Consider the following 18507-nt stretch of genomic DNA (forward strand, 5'->3'; position numbering starts at 1 on the left):
AGGAAATCATGGCCAAAAAATCCTTCTTTTGCATCGACGGCCATACCTGCGGCAATCCGGTGCGGCTGGTCGCCGGCGGCGGTCCCTTGCTCGAGGGGTCGACGATGATGGAGCGGCGGGCGCATTTCCTGGCGGAGTATGACTGGATCCGCACCGGGCTGATGTTCGAGCCGCGCGGCCACGACGTCATGTCGGGCTCGATCCTCTATCCGCCGACGCGCGAGGATTGCGACATAGCCATCCTGTTCATCGAGACGTCGGGCTGCCTGCCGATGTGCGGCCACGGCACGATCGGCACGGTGACGATGGCCATCGAACATGGGCTGATCAAGCCGAAGACACCCGGCGTGCTCCGGCTCGACACACCGGCCGGGCTGGTCATCGCCGAATACAAGCAAGTCGGCGACTATGTCGAGGAGGTGCGCATCACGAATGTACCGTCCTTCCTTTATGCCGAGGGACTGACGGTCGACTGCCCGCAGCTTGGCGAGATCACCGTCGATGTCGCCTATGGCGGCAATTTCTACGCAATAGTCGAGCCGCAGGCGAATTTTCGCGACATGGCTGATTATTCCGCCGGCGATTTCGTCGCCTGGAGCCCTGTGGTGCGGCAGCGGCTCAACGAGAAGTACTCGTTCGTGCATCCGGAAAACCCCGGCATCAACCGGCTGTTCCACATGCTGTGGACCGGCGAGCCGACGGTGGAGGGGGCCGACGCACGCAACGCCGTCTTCTATGGCGACAAGGCGATCGACCGCTCACCTTGCGGCACCGGCACCTCGGCGCGCATGGCGCAGCTCCATGCCAAGGGCAAGCTCAAGGCCGGCGACGGTTTTGTCCACGAATCGATCATCGGCTCGCTGTTCAAGGGCAAGGTCGAGAAGGACGTCACTGTTGCCGGCAAGCCGGCCATCATTCCCTCGATCGGCGGCTGGGCGCGGATGACCGGCCTGAACACCATCTTCATCGACGACCGCGATCCGTTCGCGCACGGTTTTGTGGTTAAGTGATACGGTAGGCTGCCGATCATCCACCGAGACCAAGACTTGGACCCAGAGCGAGACCTCTTGGCGAAACCAGTCAGCGAAAGGTTAGCGCGTTGGGCGAGGCATCCACCGCCATAAGTCGGGAAGGAACCCATGTTGCAGCTGGTCAGTACGGAATGTGGCTAAAAAACGAAGCCCGCCAACAACGCAAGGATTCGTCTCATCGCCGAATTTTGACCGGGATTTCTTCGAAATGAGGTCGCTGGCCCGGCTGAATCGTCAAAGACATTGCGTTATGCCAATGATAGGGTCCGCGATAGTCCAGGGGTCGGGAGCAAAAAAACGGGCAATCGGAAGGCGTGCCGGCAAAACACGCTCGACGTTTGAAAAATCACGTTGCAATCCGGGCTCGAAACTTTACGACTAGGGGAAATACGAAAAGGAATGCGTCTGCATGGGCGACATTCCAGGGGAGCCATGTACACATGCAGTACTTTGTCCAGCAGCTTATCAATGGGCTGACGCTGGGATCGATCTATGGGCTGATCGCAATCGGCTACACGATGGTCTACGGCATCATCGGCATGATCAACTTCGCCCACGGCGACATTTTCATGGTCGGGGCATTCGCCGCCCTCGTTGTCTTCCTCATCCTCGGCTCCTTGTTCTATTCGGTCCCGGTCGTCCTGGCGCTGCTGATCATGATGATCGTGGCGATGCTGCTCACCAGCCTCTACAACTGGACGATCGAGAAGGTGGCCTACCGGCCGCTGCGCGGTTCGTTCCGGCTGGCGCCGCTGATCACCGCCATCGGCATGTCGATCGCGCTGTCGAACTTCATCCAGGTGACGCAAGGTCCGCGCAACAAGCCGATCCCGCCGATGGTCAGCCAAGTCTACAACATCAACGGCATCAGCGTGTCGCTGAAGCAGATCATCATCGTCGTCGTCACCGCCCTGCTGCTGGCGCTGTTCTGGTACCTGGTCAACAGGACTTCCCTCGGCCGGGCGCAAAGGGCGTGCGAGCAGGACCGCAAGATGGCGGCGCTGCTCGGTGTCGATGTCGACCGTACGATCTCGATCACCTTTATCATGGGTGCAGCGCTTGCGGCCGTCGCGGGCACGTTGTTCCTGATGTATTACGGCGTCATCGCCTTTTCCGACGGCTTTGTGCCGGGGGTCAAGGCCTTCACCGCGGCCGTTCTCGGCGGCATCGGGTCTCTGCCGGGCGCGGTGCTTGGCGGGCTTTTGATCGGCTTCATCGAGAGCATGTGGTCGGCGTATTTCTCGATCGACTACAAGGACGTCGCGGCGTTCTCGATCCTGGCGATCGTGCTGATCTTCCTGCCTTCCGGCATTTTGGGCCGGCCAGAAGTCGAAAAGGTCTGAGACAATGGCGGTTTCCGTATCCTCGGAGCGCGACACCGTCGCCTCCCCCGTGCAGCGTGCATTGCGCGAAGCGTTCTATGCCGGCGCCATCTCGCTGGGGTTGTTCATTCTCTTCATCGGCCTGAAGACCGACCAGAACATAAGCAACCAGCTGATCCTGGTGCAGCGCTGGTTGCTGCTCATCACCGTGGTCGTGCTGACCATGCTTGGCCGCTTCTTCTACATTGCATATGGCCAGCCGTTCATGGCCAATCAGAAGATCACCAATGTCGCCACCGGCCTGTTGCCGGCGAGCGTCGCGTCGCGCTTCTTCCTGCTTCCGGCCTTCATCGTCGCCGTTGTGCTGGCGGTTGTCCTGGTTGCGTTCGGCAGCGCCCTGCCGGTGTTGGTGGGACCCGATCTGGCCGGCTACCTTCAGTTCCTGCGCGCATTGGCCGTCATTTACGCGCTCGCTTGCGTGATCTTCTATTTCCGCTCCTTCATCCACGCCAATTTCACCAAGCTCGGGATTGCGGCGCTGGTGCTATACCCGATCCTCGTCGTCGTGGTGCTGTCGATCTACGCGTGGTCGATAACCGGCGGCCTGCAGGGCTCGTTGAAGTGGGTCGACAATTTCGGCATCCAGATCCTGATCTATGTGATGCTGGCCTGGGGGCTGAACATCGTCGTCGGCCTCGCCGGCCTGCTCGATCTCGGCTACGTCGCCTTTTACGCGGTCGGTGCCTATGCCTATGCGTTGCTCGGTTCGCAATACGGCCTGTCGTTCTGGATCCTGCTGCCCGCCGCCGGCGCCATGGCCGCCTTCTGGGGCGTTATGCTCGGCTTTCCGGTGCTCAGGCTTCGTGGCGATTACCTGGCGATCGTGACGCTGGCCTTCGGCGAGATCATCCGCCTGGTGCTGATCAACTGGCGTGAAGTCACCAACGGCTCGGCCGGCATCTCCGGCATCCCGAAGGTCACCTTCTTCGGCCTGATGACGTTTAATTCGACCGACCCGAACTATATCGGCAAGGTGCTGCACATCGCCCAGTCAAGCGCCTACTACAAGATCTTCCTCTACTATCTCATTCTCGGGCTGGCGCTGCTGACCGCCTTCGTCACCATCAGGCTCAGGCGCATGCCTGTCGGCCGCGCCTGGGAGGCGCTGCGCGAGGACGAGATTGCCTGCCGCTCGCTTGGCATCAACACCACCACCACCAAGCTCACCGCCTTTGCCACCGGCGCCATGTTCGGCGGTTTTGCCGGCGCCTTCTTCGCCGCACGGCAAGGCTTCGTCAGCCCTGAATCCTTCGTCTTCCTGGAATCGGCGATCATCCTGGCCATCGTGGTGCTCGGCGGCATGGGCTCGCTGGTCGGCATCGCGGTCGCCGCGCTGGTGATGATCGGCGGCACCGAGGCACTGCGCGAACTCGATTTCCTGAAAAGTGTCTTCGGAAAAGATTTCACGCCGGAGCTTTACCGCATGCTTTTGTTCGGCATGGCGATGGTCATCGTAATGCTGTGGAAGCCGCGCGGCTTTGTCGGCAGCCGTGAACCGACGGCCTTCCTCAGTGAACGAAAAGCGGTCTCCTCCTCCTTCACCAAGGAAGGGCACGGCTGATGAGCGCGACCTCCATTCAGAAGACCAATCCGGGTATGAAAGACGCCATCCTCCAGGTCGAGCATCTTTCGATGAAGTTCGGCGGCCTGATCGCCATCGGCGATCTGTCGTTCCAGGCCAAGCGCGGCGAGATCACCGCTCTGATCGGACCCAATGGCGCCGGCAAGACCACCGTCTTCAATTGCATCACCGGCTTCTACAAGCCGTCGGAAGGCATGATTACGCTCAACCGGGCCGACGGCTCGAGCTTCCTGCTCGAACGGCTGCCCAATCATGAGATCCCGGCGCGCGCCAAGGTGGCGCGCACCTTCCAGAACATCCGCCTGTTCTCGGGCATGACGCTGCTGGAGAATCTGCTGGTTGCCCAGCACAACAAGCTGATGAAGGCATCCGGCTATACGATCCTGGGCCTGTTCGGGATCGGCGGCTACCGCAGAGCCTCGGCTGAATCGGTGGAGCTTGCCAAGCACTGGCTGGAGAAGGCCGATCTTGTCGATCGCGCCGACGATCCGGCCGGCGACCTGCCCTATGGCGCGCAGCGGCGCCTCGAGATTGCGCGCGCCATGTGCACAGGGCCCGAACTTCTGTGCCTCGACGAGCCTGCGGCCGGTCTCAATCCGAAGGAGTCGGCTGCGCTGAATTCGCTGCTGATGGACATCAAGAGCAGTACCTCGATCCTGCTGATCGAACATGACATGTCGGTGGTCATGCAGATTTCCGACCATGTCGTGGTGCTTGAATATGGCCGCAAGATTTCCGACGGCAGCCCGCAATCGGTGCGTACCGACCCGCGCGTCATCGCCGCCTATCTCGGCGTCGACGACGAGGAGGTCGAGACGGTGCTGACCGAGGTCGGCGATGAAGACGTCATCGAGCAGCTGGACATCGGGCCGGATTCGGCTCACGGACCAGGCACATCGTCTTCCTATCTCGCCGGCCCGGTAAGCGACACGATCGGCCACAGCCAGGGCGAGCGGGTCACAGTGTCGAAGGGAGCTTCAAAGGCCACCCAATACGATACAAGAGCCAACTCCGCGCCAAGAGCACCGTCCGAGCGTCTAACGGCCAAGTCCAAGCCGGCGGCCACCAAATCCCCGACAGGCAAGCCGCGCGGAGGGCGTAAGTGATGGCCGAGACAACGCTGCTCGACATCAAGGGCGTCGAGACCTACTACGGCAACATCAAGGCGCTGAACGGCGTCGATGTCCACGTCAACCAGGGCGAGATCGTCGCGCTGATCGGCGCCAACGGCGCCGGCAAGTCGACGCTGATGATGACCATCTTCGGTGCGCCGCGCGCTCGTGCCGGCTCAATCACTTTCGCCGGCACCGACATCACCCAGATGCCGACGCACGAGATCGCCCGCATGCGCATTGCGCAGTCGCCGGAAGGCAGGCGCATTTTCCCGCGCATGACGGTGATGGAAAACCTGCAGATGGGCGCCGGTCTCGACAATCTCAAGCACTATGACGAAGATGCCGAGAAGGTGTTCGCGCTGTTCCCGCGCCTCAAGGAGCGCATTGCCCAGCGCGGCGGCACGCTGTCGGGCGGCGAGCAGCAGATGCTGTCGATCGGACGTGCGCTGATGGCGCGGCCGAAGCTGCTGCTGCTCGACGAGCCGTCACTGGGTCTGGCGCCGCTGATCGTCAAGCAGATCTTCGATGCCATCCGCGAGCTGAACCGCACGCAAGGGCTGACCGTGTTCCTGGTCGAGCAGAACGCCTTCGGCGCGCTCAAGCTCGCCACGCGCGGCTACGTCATGGTCAACGGCAACGTGACCATGAGCGGCACAGGCAAGGAATTGCTCGCCAATCCGGAAGTGCGCGCGGCCTATCTCGAAGGCGGCCATCACTGATTTTGGAGCGGAATGTATGCAAACGGTATTCCGCTCCAACTTGTTTGTTTGTCGCATGACCTTTGTCCGAAAAGTCTGCAACTTTTCGGGATCATGCTAGGGAGTCTTCATCATGCAAGGCATTCTTCACGAGGAACCTTCCATCTGGCAGTTCTTCTTCGTCACCTGTCTACTCGGCGGCTGGGCGGCATGGATGACCGGCAAGGCCAGCGCCCAGACATGGCGCAGCCTGCCGGCGCTGTTCGCCTATCTGCTGGGCCTCGGCATAGGCATCAGGTTCATCCATCATGCCCTGTTCGGCGGCACGATGTTTTCGCTGCAATACTATGTCGTGGACACAATCGTGCTCATGATATTGGGGTTTGTCGGCTATCAATACACGCGCACGAACCAGATGGTGACGCAGTATAATTGGCTTTACGAACGTGCTTCGATCTTAAGCTGGAAACCGAAAGGTTGACGTTCATCATTAACGCCGTTCCGGGGATGAATCGGCGTGACAAGGGCCTGAAAATCGGCAAAGTACGCTTTCTGCGATAAGGGTGGGCATCGCATGAAAGTTTCATCCACGCCCACCTCGTAAATGGGAGCGTTTAAATGAAGAAATCACTTTTGTCCGCCGTTGCCCTGACCGCGCTTGTCGCGTTCGGTGGCAATGCATGGGCTGACGTTATCGTCGGCGTCGCAGGTCCGATCACCGGTCCGAATGCGGCCTTCGGTGCGCAGCTGCAGAAGGGTGCGGAAGCGGCCGTTGCCGACATCAACGCAGCAGGCGGCATGAACGGCGAGCAGATCAAGCTCGAAGTCGGCGACGACGTCTCCGATCCGAAGCAGGGCATTTCAGTCGGCAACAAGTTCGTCGGCGACGGCGTGAAGTTCGTGATCGGCCACTTCAACTCGGGCGTCTCGATCCCGGTTTCGCAGGAAGTCTACGTCGACAACAACATCGTCGAAGTAACCCCGGCGGCGACCAACCCGAAATTCACCGAGCGCGGCCTGTGGAACGTGTTCCGCACCTGCGGACGCGATGACCAGCAGGGCGGCATCGCCGGCGGCTATATCGCGACCAACTTCAAGGACGCCAAAGTTGCCGTCATCCACGACAAGACCCCCTATGGTCAGGGCCTTGCCGACGAGACCAAGAAGGCGATGAACGCAGCCGGCCTGACCGAAGTCATGTACGAAGGCGTCAATGTCGGCGACAAGGACTTCTCGGCGCTGATTGCCAAGATGAAGGACGCCGGTGTTACCCTGATCTATTGGGGCGGCCTGCACACCGAAGCCGGCCTGATCATCCGCCAGTCGGCGGACCAGGGCCTCAAGGCTACCCTGATGTCAGGTGACGGCATCGTTACCGACGAGTTGGCTGCGATCGCCGGCGATGCGGTTATCGGTACGCTCAACACCTTCGGTCCGGATCCGCGTCTGATCCCCGAGAACAAGGCACTGGTCGAGAAGTTCCGCGCTCAGGGCTTCGAGCCGGAAGCGTACACTCTCTACTCCTACGCCGCCATGCAGGTGATCGCCGAGGCTGCTGCCGTGGCCAAGTCGAACGACCCCGTGGAAGTGGCCAAGGCGCTGCACGAGAAGGGCCCGTTCAAGACCGTTCTGGGCGATCTCGCCTATGACGCGAAGGGCGATCCGAAGCTCCCGGGCTACATCATGTACGAATGGAAGAAGGGTCCGGACGGCAAGATCTCCTGGTTCCCGAAGTCGTAATTCGGAACACAGCTCTATGGAATGCCCGGCGCTCGCGCCGGGCATTTTTCTTTGGTGCAGGGCGGCAGCGAGGGTGGCTGGACAAGCCGTTAGCCGGGTCGAATTTGTGCGGGCACGACAATTAGCGTCAGCTCGCGACGCCAATCGCACGCAGCTTTTCGAGCCGTTGTGCTAGAATCGCATTTAAATCGGTTTAATCTCTCCCCGATTTTGGTTGCACTGCAGCATTTTCGCGTTAATCATGCCTCTGCCTCATCCCTCCCTGTCCGGAGCCTCCTTCCTTGGCCATCACGAAGATCCTCGTCGCCAACAGGTCCGAAATTGCCATCCGCGTCTTTCGCGCGGCCAACGAGCTCGGCCTCAAAACCGTGGCGATCTGGGCCGAGGAGGACAAATATTCGCTTCATCGGTTCAAGGCCGATGAAAGCTACCAGGTCGGGCGCGGCCCGCATCTGGCCAGGGACATGGGGCCGATCGAAAGCTATCTGTCGATCGAGGAAGTGATCCGGGTCGCCAGACTGTCCGGCGCCGACGCCATCCATCCGGGCTATGGCCTCCTGTCGGAAAGCCCTGAATTCGCAGATGCCTGCGCCGAGGCCGGCATCACTTTCATAGGGCCGAAGCCCGACACGATGCGCCGGCTCGGCAACAAGGTCGCCGCGCGCAATCTGGCCATCGAGGTCGGCGTGCCGGTGGTGCCGGCAACCGAACCGCTGCCGGACGACATGGAAGCAGTCAAGCAGCTCGCCAAGACAGTCGGCTATCCGGTGATGCTCAAGGCATCATGGGGCGGCGGCGGGCGCGGCATGCGCGCCATCCGCGCGGAAGCCGACCTCGCCCGCGAGGTGATGGAAGGCAAGCGCGAGGCCAAGGCCGCCTTCGGCAAGGACGAGGTCTATCTCGAAAAGCTGATCGAGCGCGCTCGCCATGTCGAGGTCCAGGTGCTCGGCGACACGCATGGCAACGCTGTACATCTGTTCGAGCGCGACTGCTCGATCCAGCGCCGCAACCAGAAGGTCGTCGAACGGGCGCCGGCGCCCTATCTCAGCGAGGCATTGCGCCAGGAGCTTTGCGGCTATGCGCTCAAGATCGCGCGCGAGACCAGCTATATCGGCGCCGGTACGGTGGAATTCCTGCAGGACGCCGACACCGGCAAATTCTACTTCATCGAGGTCAATCCGCGCATCCAGGTCGAGCACACCGTCACCGAGCAGGTGACCGGCATCGACATCGTCAAGGCGCAGATCCACATACTGGACGGCTTTGCCATAGGCACGAAAGAGTCGGGCGTGCCGGCGCAGGCCGACATCAGGCTGAACGGTCACGCGCTGCAGTGCCGCATCACGACCGAGGATCCGGAGCATAGTTTCATTCCGGACTACGGCCGCATCACCGCTTATCGCGAAGCCGCCGGTTTCGGCATCCGCCTCGACGGCGGCACCGCCTATTCGGGCGCGGTCATCACCCGCTTCTACGATCCGCTGCTGGAGAAGGTGACTGCCTGGGCCCCGACACCGGCCGAGGCGATCGCCCGCATGAATCGGGCCCTGCGCGAGTTCCGCATCCGCGGCGTGGCCACCAACCTCACCTTCCTCGAGGCAATCATCAACCACCCGCGCTTCGCCGACAATTCCTACACGACCAGGTTCATCGACACGACGCCGGAGCTGTTCGCGCAGGTGAAGCGGCAGGACCGCGCCACCAAGCTGCTCAACTATCTGGCCGACGTCAGCGTCAACGGCCATCCCGAAACCCGCGGCCGACCGATGCCCAAGACCGATGCGGCAGCGCCTGTCGTGCCCTATCTCAACGGCAATGTGCCTGATGGCAGCAAGCAGAAGCTAGACGCGTTGGGGCCGGAGAAATTCGCTGCCTGGATGCGTGAGCAAAAAGAGGTGCTTGTCACCGACACGACGATGCGCGACGGTCACCAGTCGCTGCTCGCCACCCGCATGCGCACGCATGACATTGCCGGCATTGCCGGCACCTATGCGCGGGCGCTGCCGCGGCTGCTGTCGCTGGAATGCTGGGGCGGCGCCACTTTCGATGTCGCCATGCGCTTCCTCACCGAGGATCCGTGGGAGCGGCTGAGCAAAGTGCGCGAAGCGGCCCCCAACCTTTTGCTGCAGATGCTTCTGCGCGGCGCCAATGGCGTCGGCTACACCAACTATCCCGACAATGTCGTGCAACATTTCGTCAGCCAGGCAGCGGCCGGCGGCGTCGACCTGTTCCGCGTCTTCGACTGCCTGAACTGGGTCGAGAATATGCGCGTCGCCATGGACGCGGTGGGCGCCGAGGGCAAGCTGGTCGAAGCGGCGATCTGCTACACCGGCGACATCCTCGATCCGGCGCGCGCCAAATACGATCTCAAATACTATGTCGGGTTGGCGAAAGAATTGCAGGCAGCCGGCGCCCATATCATCGCCGTCAAGGACATGGCCGGGCTTTTGAAGCCTGCCGCCGCCCGCGTGCTGTTCAAGGCGCTGCGCGAAGCCACCGACCTGCCGATCCATTTCCATACCCACGACACGTCAGGCCTATCGGCGGCGACGGTGCTGGCGGGCGTGGAAAGTGGCGTCGACGCCATCGACGCGGCGATGGATTCCTTCTCCGGCAACACCTCGCAGCCTTGCCTGGGCTCGATCGTCGAGGCGCTGAAGGGAACCGAGCGCGATCCCGGCCTCGATCCGCAATGGATCCGCAACATCTCCTTCTACTGGGAAGCGGTGCGCAACCAGTATGCGGCCTTCGAAAGCGACCTCAAGGGGCCAGCCTCGGAAGTCTATCTGCACGAAATGCCGGGCGGCCAGTTCACCAACCTCAAGGAACAGGCGCGTTCGCTGGGGCTGGAAACGCGTTGGCACGAGGTGGCACAAGCCTATCACGACGTCAATTTGATGTTCGGTGACATCGTCAAGGTGACGCCGTCGTCCAAGGTGGTCGGCGACATGGCGCTGATGATGGTGAGCCAGGATCTGACCGTTGCCGACGTCGAAAACCCGGCCAAGGACATCGCCTTCCCGGACTCGGTCGTCTCGATGCTGCGCGGCGATCTCGGCCAGTCGCCCGGCGGCTGGCCTGAGAAGCTGCAGAAGAAGGCGCTGAAGGAAAACAAGCCGATCACCGTGCGGCCGGGCTCGCTGCTCAAACCGGCCGACCTCAAGGCCAGCCGCAAGGAGATCGAGGCGAAGCTGGAGCGCAAGCTTTCGGAGTACGAATTCGCGTCCTGGCTGATGTATCCGAAGGTGTTCACCGACTTCGCCGCCGCGCAGGAAACCTACGGGCCGGTCAGTGTGCTGCCGACGCCGACCTATTTCTACGGCATGAAGTCCGAAGACGAGATCTTCCTGGACATCGAAAAAGGCAAGACGCTTGTAGTGCGCTGCCTTGCGATCGGCGACGTCGATGAGAAGGGCATGGTCACCGTGTTCTTCGAGCTCAACGGCCAGCCGCGCCGTGTCCGGGTGCCTGACAGGGCGCATGGTGCCTCGGCGGCCAAGGCTCGGCGCAAGGCCGAGCCCGGCAACGAGGCGCATGTCGGCGCGCCGATGCCGGGCGTGGTCTCCGCCCTTTCGGTTGCCGCCGGCCAAGCGGTCAAGGCCGGCGACGTGCTGTTGTCGATCGAAGCCATGAAGATGGAGACGGCCCTGCATGCCGAGCGCGACGGCACCGTGGCCGAAGTGCTGGTCAAGGCCGGCGATCAGATCGATGCGAAGGATCTGTTGATCGCGTTTGGCTGACGCGCGGATCCATCACACTGGGGACGGCTGGCAGCAGCCGTTCACGAAGCGCCGATAATGGCTTGACCCGCCGCGCCTGCTCGGGCATCGAACCCGCTCCCAATTTACCGCGCCAGAATCGCGGTGCTTAAAAAGTAGCGGAGAAAAAACATGGCCGACGACATCACAGATACCAGCCAGACTGTTGCCGCCGGCCAGTTGCGCGCCTTCATCGAGCGCATCGAGCGGCTCGAGGAAGAAAAGAAGACCATCGCCGACGACATCAAGGAAGTGTTCGCCGAGGCCAAGGGCACCGGCTTCGACACCAAGGCGATGCGGTCGATCATCCGGCTGCGCAAGAAGGACCAGGCCGAGCGCCAGGAAGAGGAAACCATCCTCGATCTCTACAAGGCCGCGCTCGGCATGGTGTAAGGCTGTCTGGAAATTCTACTCCGGCTGATATCGCCGGAGCGAATTTCGAAACAGTCTCGGGCCAAGGAATGATGCTGGAACGGGCATCGAACCATGAGCGAATTCGACTTCGGCGCCCGCCGCGCCTCTGAATTCCGCCAACGCAGCTTCTGGGCGCTGTTCGCCGAACGGCATCCGGAGGAACGCGCTTCCATGGCGCGGCGCGGACCCTGGTTCTGGCAGCGCGGGCTGCCTGACTTCGCTCTGGTCCTGTCCATGTATGTCGCGCCGGCGCAAAGCCAAGTTGGCGTCTTTTTCGGCCGTAACGAGATGTTCGGCGCGACCGGGGTCTGGTCGCGGCTGAAGCCGTTCCAACCGGCAATCGAAGACAGGCTGAAGCTCAGGCCGGAGCAGAGCTGCGAGGCCCTCGGCATCAATTCGATGTGGCGGGTGAACTGCTATGCCGAGGACAACTGGCCGGCCATGGCCGACTGGCTGGTGACGGAATGCTCGCGCTTCGAGCGCGCCGTCACCGACGTGCTGAGAGAGGGATAGCTATCAGGTGTTGGTGCAAAGCATCGGATCCTTCTTCGGCTCGCGCTGGCAAGGCGCGGTTCCGGTCGAGCGGTTGTTCTGGCGCGATCTAGTCCTTGTCGGCACGGCGATCAACATCACCTCGTCGGTGGCCGCGCTCATTCTGCTCGGCTTGAAGCTGCCGCTCGCCGTCGTCCTGGCGGTGCATTTCGCGCCCGTGCCCTACAACATCTTTCTGACCTTTGCCGTCTGGCGAACCACGGAAAAATCCAGTGGCGCCAAGGCTTCGTTGATGACGCTCGGGGCTACGCTTTGGCTGATCCTGGTGGTGGTTGTCTGAGAAGATTGACACGAAAAAGGGCGGCCGAAGCCGCCCTTTGAAGATGGTGGTCAAGCCGCGGCTTAAGCCGCCGGCTCGAATTTCAGCGCCACGCCGTTGATGCAATAGCGCAGGCCGGTCGGCGGCGGGCCGTCCTCGAAGACATGGCCGAGATGGCTGCCGCAGCGGGCGCAGTGGCATTCGGTGCGGACCATGCCGTAGCTGCGGTCGACGGTGTTTTCGACCGAACCGGGCACCGGATCATTGAAGCTCGGCCAGCCGGTGCCGCTCTCGAACTTGAGCTTGGATTCGAACAGCGGCTGGTCGCAGCCGACGCAGGAAAAGGTGCCGGCGCGCTTTTCGTAGAGCAGCGCGCAGCTTCCGGGCCGTTCGGTGCCATGGCCGCGCATGACCGCATATTGCTCGGGCGTCAGGCGGGCGCGCCATTCGGCGTCGGTGCGGGTGATAGGGTAGGTGTGGGTGTCCATTTGATCTCCTCAGCCTTGGCGGCTTGTTGTTGGTTGCAAGCTATATTCGCTTAGAGATAGGCGTTTGTTACGTGTTTTGCTCGCATTTTCAGCCGAGCTCCTACCCAATCGCCTGAAGATAGCGGGCGATCGACGCATGAAATGCCGTTCTTGCGCCGCCGATGATGTTCTGCTGCCACCACGCGCCGTAGATGTCGTCGAATTCGAAAGGCTCAAGTGCCGCCGCGATGCGTCGCACGGCCGGCGCATTGAGCGGAATGTAGTTCGGATAGCTGTACATGAAGCTGACATGGCGACGCGTCGGCGTCACCTGCAATATGTCGCCGGACAGCAGGGCGTTACCGCCATCGCGTTTCCAATGCAGCACCTGGCCGCCGGCAAAATGGCCACCGCAACGCACGAGTGTCAGCGACGGGTTTATGGCCAGCGTCTCGCCCGCCCAGCTGACGATGGCGTTGTGCGGCCGCATGATCCACTGGCGGTCGTCGGCATGGAGATAGATCGGCACGCCGCCAAACGCCTCGCACCACTCGACCATCACCGAATAATAGTGGCAGTGCGAAATGGCGATCGCGGCCAGGCCGCCGCGACGGTTGATTTCGGCTACCGCCTCGTCGCTCACCATCGAGATGCAATCCCACAGCACATTGCCGTGCGGCGTCTGCGCCAGCAGCGCCCGCTGGCCGATAGCAAAGCGCGGCTCGATGCCGAAAGCGAGAACGCCGGCATCGTCCTTCATCACAAGCCTATGCCCGGCAGAGAGTTCTTCCCCAGTGGTCCAGGCCTGGCCTTCCCAGCGCACATATTGCCGCTCGTCCTCGCAGATCGGGCAATTTTCTGGAGGGGTCTGCGTTGCCGCGAACTGGACGCCGCATTGCGGGCAAAGAAAGCAGGTCATCGGTTTTCCTCTCATATCAATGCTTGCGTGAGAGCTGCTTCGTCGCGGCTTCCAACCCGGCCAGCGTCAGTGGGAACATGCGGCCGCCGAAGAGATCGCGGATCATCGCGATCGAATGGGTGAAGCCCCAGTTTTTCTGGTTTTCGGGGTTCAGCCAGACCGCATTCGGCCATTGCTGGATGAGGCGGCCAAGCCAGACACTGCCGGCTTCCGGGTTCCAATGCTCGACCGAACCGCCGGGATGCGCGATCTCGTAAGGGCTCATCGAGGCATCGCCGACGACGATCACCTTGTAGTCGGGGCCGTATTTGTGAAGCAGATCGAAGGTCGGGATGGCCTCGGCATGCCTGCGCCGGTTGTCCTTCCAGACGCCCTCGTAAAGGCAGTTGTGGAAGTAAAAATATTCGAGCCGGCGGAATTCGGCGCGGGCGGCCGAAAACAGCTCCTCGACGCTTTTGATGTGGTCGTCCATCGAGCCGCCGACATCGAAGAACATCAAGAGCTTCACGGCGTTGCGCCGTTCGGGGCGCGTCTGCACATCGAGATAGCCGTGCTCGGCGGTGGCATGGATGGTGCCGGGCAGGTCGAACTCTTCCTCCGCACCCTCGCGCACCCAGCGACGCAGGCGCTTCAGCGCCACCTTGATGTTGCGGGTGCCGAGCTCGACGGCGTCGTCGAAATTTTTGAACTCGCGCTTGTCCCAGACTTTCACCGCACGGCGATTGCGGCTTTCATGCTGGCCGATGCGCAGGCCTTCGGGATTGTAGCCATAGGCGCCGAAAGGCGAAGTGCCGCCGGTGCCGATCCATTTCGAGCCGCCCTGGTGGCGGCCTTTCTGTTCCTCCAGCCGCTCCTTCAGTGTCTCCATCAGCTTGTCGAAACCGCCGAGCGCCTCGATCAGTTTCTTCTCTTCCTCGGTCAGGTGCTTTTCGGCGAGCCGGCGCAGCCATTCCTCAGGGATGTTGGCGACACCGACGGCATCGGGGCCGGTGAGCGCCTCGATCCCCTTGAAGACATGCGCAAACACCTGGTCGAAGCGGTCGATATGGCGTTCGTCCTTCACAAGCGCGGCGCGGGCGAGGTAGTAAAAACCCTCGACGTCATAGTCGACCAGCCCGGCCTCCAGCCCTTCCAGCAGCGACAGATATTCCCTGAGCGAAACGGGAACGCGCGCGGCCTTTAGTTCGAGAAAGAAGGGGAGGAACATGGTTGGCCGTTATCTATGCCGAACGGTCACGGCTGAGTCGCCACGGGCACTGTCGATTTCGCCGGATTGCAGAAGATTTGCCACAGTACGTGGGTTGGGCATGGGCAAGTGCTTTGCGATGCGGGCTTCCGCCCATTCGCGCATAGCCGAGGCGGCATCGGCTATCGCTTCCGCCGGGTTTGCGCCGGCCCCGTGGCAGCCGGCGAGATCGGGCATCCGCACTCCCCAAACGCCGTCACTGCCATCCAGGATTCCGACATAGCGGATCATTCGGCTCCTTCCGCGTTATTTCGATCGCGCTCGCATCATAGCAGATCATACTCGATAAAACCTGTCCGCCGCGCGACATGGTCGTAGAGCTTGCGCGCTGTGGCGTTGGTTTCGTGGGTCATCCAATAGACGTTCTTGACGCCGATCTTGTCGGCTTCCTGCTTGACCGCTTCAATGAGGGCCGCACCGATGCCCTTGCCGCGCACATCAGGGTCGGCGAACAGGTCCTGCAGGTAGCAGTTGTTTTTCTCCGACCAGCCGGAGCGGTGATAGAGATAATGGGTCAGGCCGACCGCCTTGCCGTCGAGCGTGGCGATAAACCCCTTCGGTTCGAATTCACCTTCCGTGAACAGTCGTTTCCAGGTGATGTCGTAGACCTCGTCCGGCAGCTTGGTCTCGTAGAAGGTGAGGTAGGCAGTCCACAGCCGCCGCCAGTCGGCATGGTCGGCCAGCGCCAGCGGGCGGACGGTGATCTCGGTCATTTCGGTTCCTCCAAAGCCTTATCGGATTCCGGCGGAATCAGATCGGAAACACCATCGCCTAATCCACCGGCGAATTGTACTCGCGAAATGCGGTTGCCAGCATCTGCAGCGCGTCACGCGCGCGCGGCGCCAGATTGTGCGAATGCAGCACCACTTCGGAAGGGTCAAGCGATGGAAGACCAAGTTTGCGGCCAACCTCGATCAGGCCGGGCGGAGCGACGCAGTGAGCCAGCGCCGAAACGGCAAAGCCCGCCGATATCGCAATGTTGACGGCCGCGCCGCCGCCGCCGACGAAGGCCTCCTCCCAGGCGATGCCTGCTTTGTCCAGCGCCTCGACCGCCCGCACACGATCCGGACAGTTGCACACGGTGCTTAAGAGCGCGAGGCGCAACGGCGTTCCGCGCTGCCACTCGAAGGAAGGTGCGGCGAACCAGCCATAGTGGTTGCGCGACAAGGTCCGGCCAGGACGGCTGTCGCCTTCGCGGTGCACGATAACCGCGTCGAGCTCGCCGTGATCGAAAGCTTCCTTGAGCACCGTGCTGGTATCGATCCTCAAACTGAGCGTCAGCGATGGATCGTGCGCATGGAGCTGGGCAATCAGAATGGACAGCGCCGGACCGGCGGCATGATCGACAAAGCCGAGCGCAAGCCGGCACGGTGCTGACGCAAACTCCGCCATGGCGCGCTCGTGCGCGGCAAGGAAGTCGCGCGCGGCGGGGAGGAAGACGGCGCCTCGTGCCGACAGGCTGACGCGGCGCGGCGTTCTTTCAATCAATCGCGCGCCCAGCTTCTCCTCAAGGCGGCGCAGCTTGACGCTGATCGTCGCCTGCGTGCTGCCCAGCGCCGTGGCCGCCTGGGTGAAGCTCTGCAGATCGGCCACCATCACAAAGGTTCGTACGGCGTCCACATCAAGACTGGTCATCGCAGCACTCCATTGGCCAACCATTCGATTTTGTCATTTCTGATATAGCCGAGCATAGTCTTTTTTCATGGTCAAGTCTCCTCTATGTCAAACTGGTCGCGGTTTGAAGAGCGCCGCATGTTCCGATGGAAAGAGATCGATATGCCAATTCAACGAAACACCATCGCGCTCACCGGCGTGTGCTTGGCGTCGCTCTTGTTCGGGCTCGAAATCTCCAGCGTGCCGGTGATCCTGCCGAAACTGGAAAGCGTGCTCGCCGCCGATTTCAAAGACCTGCAATGGATCATGAACGCCTACACCATTGCCTGCACCACGGTGCTGATGGCGACAGGGACATTGGCCGACCGTTTCGGCCGCAAGAGCGTGATGGTGATCACCACCGTCGCCTTCGGCCTCTCCTCGCTGCTGTGCGGTCTGGCGCCGAGTGCGGCGCTGCTGATCGCCGCCCGCTTCCTGCAAGGTCTCGCCGGCGGCGCGATGCTGACCTGCAGCGTCGCCGTGCTGTCGCATCAGTTCCAGGATGGCCGCGAACGCGGCAAGGCTTTTGTTGCCTGGAGCGTCGTCTCAGGCATCGGGCTTGGTTTCGGTCCCGCCATTGGCGGCCTGATCGTGGCGCTGTCGAACTGGCAGTGGGTGTTCCTCATCCACGTGCCGCTGGCGCTCCTGGCGCTCGCCTTTATCGGCGCCGGCGTCACGCAATCGCGCGATCACAATGCCCAGAAACTCGACTGGGCCGGCATGCTGACGCTGTCGGCTTCTGTGTTCGGCTTCTCCTATCTGATCACGCAGGGTGCGGATCTCGGGACCAGCGCCCGCATCGGCGTGATATCAGCCTCCGTGGCTGCGTTCATCGCTTTCCTTGTCGCCGAGAGGGTCAATCCCTATCCGATGTTCGATTTCTCCGTGTTCCGCATCCGCCAGTTTTCCGGCGCGATCATGGGCGCCATCGGCATGAATTTCAGCTACTGGCCGTTCATCATCTATCTGCCGATCTATTATTCCGGCGTTCTCGGCTACGACAGCACGACGACCGGCCTGCTGTTGCTCGTCTACACGCTGCCGTTCATGGTGATGCCGCCGATCGCCGAGCGCATTCGCGCGCGCTATCAGGCGCGAATTGCCATCCCGCTCGGTCTGCTGACGCTAGCGATCGGTTTCATCGCCATGTGGATCGGCTCCAGGCTCGAGGGCGCCACCTGGCTGACCATGCTGCCGGGCACCCTGATTGCTGGCATCGGCATCGGTCTCACCAATTCGCCGACCACAAACACCACGACCGGCGCGGTATCGCCGGATCGCGCCGGCATGGCGTCCGGCATCGACATCAGCGCACGCCTGATCACGCTCGCTATCAACATCGCGGTGCTCGGCCTGCTGCTGACGCAAGGTATCGTTTCCTACCTGCGGACCACACTCGGCGCGGCTTTGGAGCCGGATGAGTTGCGGGCGCTGGCGGAAAGGATCGCCACCGGCAATCTGGACGGCCTTGCGCAGGGGACGCCGAAGCTCGCAGCCCTCGACCCGTCCGGCGCCATCGTGTATGCCGCCCTGGTCAACGGTTTCGGCTGGGTCATGCTCTATTGCGGGATAGGCGTTCTCGCCCTGTCGGTCATCGGCTTCGTCATCTTCGGGCCGAAGCGCGTCGCGCCGCAGGAGACAGGGCTTGCGGCGGCCGAGTGATCGGCCGAAGCCCGCTCATAGCGCTCAGC

General features: G+C 62.0%; 17 protein-coding genes and 1 pseudogene. 12 read left to right on the forward strand and 6 right to left on the reverse strand.

From position 1 onward, the window contains the following. Nucleotides 1-8 precede the first annotated feature (8 nt). From ACYG9Y_RS27265 to ACYG9Y_RS27315, 11 genes and pseudogenes are all read left to right on the forward strand, one after another. A complete protein-coding gene (locus tag ACYG9Y_RS27265; protein WP_023737892.1) occupies nt 9-1010 on the forward strand; it encodes a 4-hydroxyproline epimerase in 1002 nt (333 codons plus the stop codon). A gap of 461 nt (nt 1011-1471) precedes the next feature. Then, a complete protein-coding gene (locus ACYG9Y_RS27270; protein ID WP_023668715.1) occupies nt 1472-2374 on the forward strand; it encodes a branched-chain amino acid ABC transporter permease in 903 nt (300 codons plus the stop codon). A 4-nt stretch (nt 2375-2378) separates the two neighbouring features. After that, nucleotides 2379-3974 (forward strand): high-affinity branched-chain amino acid ABC transporter permease LivM, encoded by a 1596-nt coding sequence (gene livM / locus ACYG9Y_RS27275; protein ID WP_023668716.1) that lies wholly within the window; start codon nt 2379-2381, stop codon nt 3972-3974. Then, nucleotides 3974-5080: pseudogene (locus ACYG9Y_RS27280) on the forward strand (ABC transporter ATP-binding protein); the annotation flags it as partial. The gene livM and the pseudogene ACYG9Y_RS27280, both read left to right, overlap by 1 nt. Before the next feature lie 20 nt (nt 5081-5100). Continuing rightward, nucleotides 5101-5829 (forward strand): ABC transporter ATP-binding protein, encoded by a 729-nt coding sequence (locus ACYG9Y_RS27285; protein WP_023668718.1) that lies wholly within the window; start codon nt 5101-5103, stop codon nt 5827-5829. Nucleotides 5830-5941: 112 nt separating this feature from the next. Beyond that, entirely contained in the window at nt 5942-6289 is a 348-nt protein-coding gene (locus ACYG9Y_RS27290; RefSeq protein WP_023668719.1) for a DUF6867 family protein, read from the forward strand. A 137-nt stretch (nt 6290-6426) separates the two neighbouring features. Beyond that, on the forward strand, nt 6427-7548 hold the full coding sequence (locus ACYG9Y_RS27295) for a branched-chain amino acid ABC transporter substrate-binding protein (RefSeq protein ID WP_023668720.1): 1122 nt from the start codon (nt 6427-6429) through the stop codon (nt 7546-7548). 281 nt (nt 7549-7829) lie between these two features. Then, complete coding sequence (pyc, locus tag ACYG9Y_RS27300) at nt 7830-11288, forward strand: pyruvate carboxylase (RefSeq protein ID WP_023737891.1); 3459 nt, start codon at nt 7830-7832, stop codon at nt 11286-11288. A 150-nt stretch (nt 11289-11438) separates the two neighbouring features. Then, nucleotides 11439-11699: a DUF2312 domain-containing protein gene (locus tag ACYG9Y_RS27305; protein WP_023668722.1), complete on the forward strand. Its 261-nt coding sequence runs from the start codon at nt 11439-11441 to the stop codon at nt 11697-11699. A 93-nt stretch (nt 11700-11792) separates the two neighbouring features. Beyond that, nucleotides 11793-12233, forward strand: a complete 441-nt coding sequence (locus ACYG9Y_RS27310) for a hypothetical protein (RefSeq protein WP_023737890.1) — start codon at nt 11793-11795, stop codon at nt 12231-12233. A gap of 7 nt (nt 12234-12240) precedes the next feature. Continuing rightward, complete coding sequence (locus tag ACYG9Y_RS27315; RefSeq protein WP_031196451.1) at nt 12241-12552, forward strand: hypothetical protein; 312 nt, start codon at nt 12241-12243, stop codon at nt 12550-12552. Between the two features lie 62 nt (nt 12553-12614). Here ACYG9Y_RS27315 and msrB read toward each other — a convergent pair whose 3' ends face one another. The 6 genes from msrB to ACYG9Y_RS27345 all read right to left on the reverse strand — a co-directional run bounded on the left by msrB (nt 12615) and on the right by ACYG9Y_RS27345 (nt 16798). Next, a complete protein-coding gene (gene msrB, locus ACYG9Y_RS27320) occupies nt 12615-13019 on the reverse strand; it encodes a peptide-methionine (R)-S-oxide reductase MsrB (protein ID WP_023698422.1) in 405 nt (134 codons plus the stop codon). Nucleotides 13020-13119: 100 nt separating this feature from the next. Beyond that, nucleotides 13120-13917, reverse strand: coding sequence for an MBL fold metallo-hydrolase (locus tag ACYG9Y_RS27325; protein ID WP_023737889.1), 798 nt, complete (start codon nt 13915-13917; stop codon nt 13120-13122). A 16-nt stretch (nt 13918-13933) separates the two neighbouring features. Next, complete coding sequence (locus ACYG9Y_RS27330; protein WP_023737888.1) at nt 13934-15124, reverse strand: vWA domain-containing protein; 1191 nt, start codon at nt 15122-15124, stop codon at nt 13934-13936. Nucleotides 15125-15133: 9 nt separating this feature from the next. Beyond that, entirely contained in the window at nt 15134-15394 is a 261-nt protein-coding gene (locus ACYG9Y_RS27335; RefSeq protein WP_050485875.1) for a type II toxin-antitoxin system HicB family antitoxin, read from the reverse strand. A gap of 35 nt (nt 15395-15429) precedes the next feature. Further along, nucleotides 15430-15876, reverse strand: coding sequence for a GNAT family N-acetyltransferase (locus ACYG9Y_RS27340; protein WP_023684144.1), 447 nt, complete (start codon nt 15874-15876; stop codon nt 15430-15432). A gap of 58 nt (nt 15877-15934) precedes the next feature. Then, complete coding sequence (locus tag ACYG9Y_RS27345) at nt 15935-16798, reverse strand: LysR family transcriptional regulator (protein WP_023737887.1); 864 nt, start codon at nt 16796-16798, stop codon at nt 15935-15937. Between the two features lie 141 nt (nt 16799-16939). Here ACYG9Y_RS27345 and ACYG9Y_RS27350 point away from each other — a divergent pair, with 141 nt between their 5' ends. Continuing rightward, on the forward strand, nt 16940-18478 hold the full coding sequence (locus tag ACYG9Y_RS27350) for an MFS transporter (protein ID WP_023737886.1): 1539 nt from the start codon (nt 16940-16942) through the stop codon (nt 18476-18478). Nucleotides 18479-18507 lie beyond the last annotated feature (29 nt).

The organism is Mesorhizobium sp. W050, assembly GCF_054719535.1.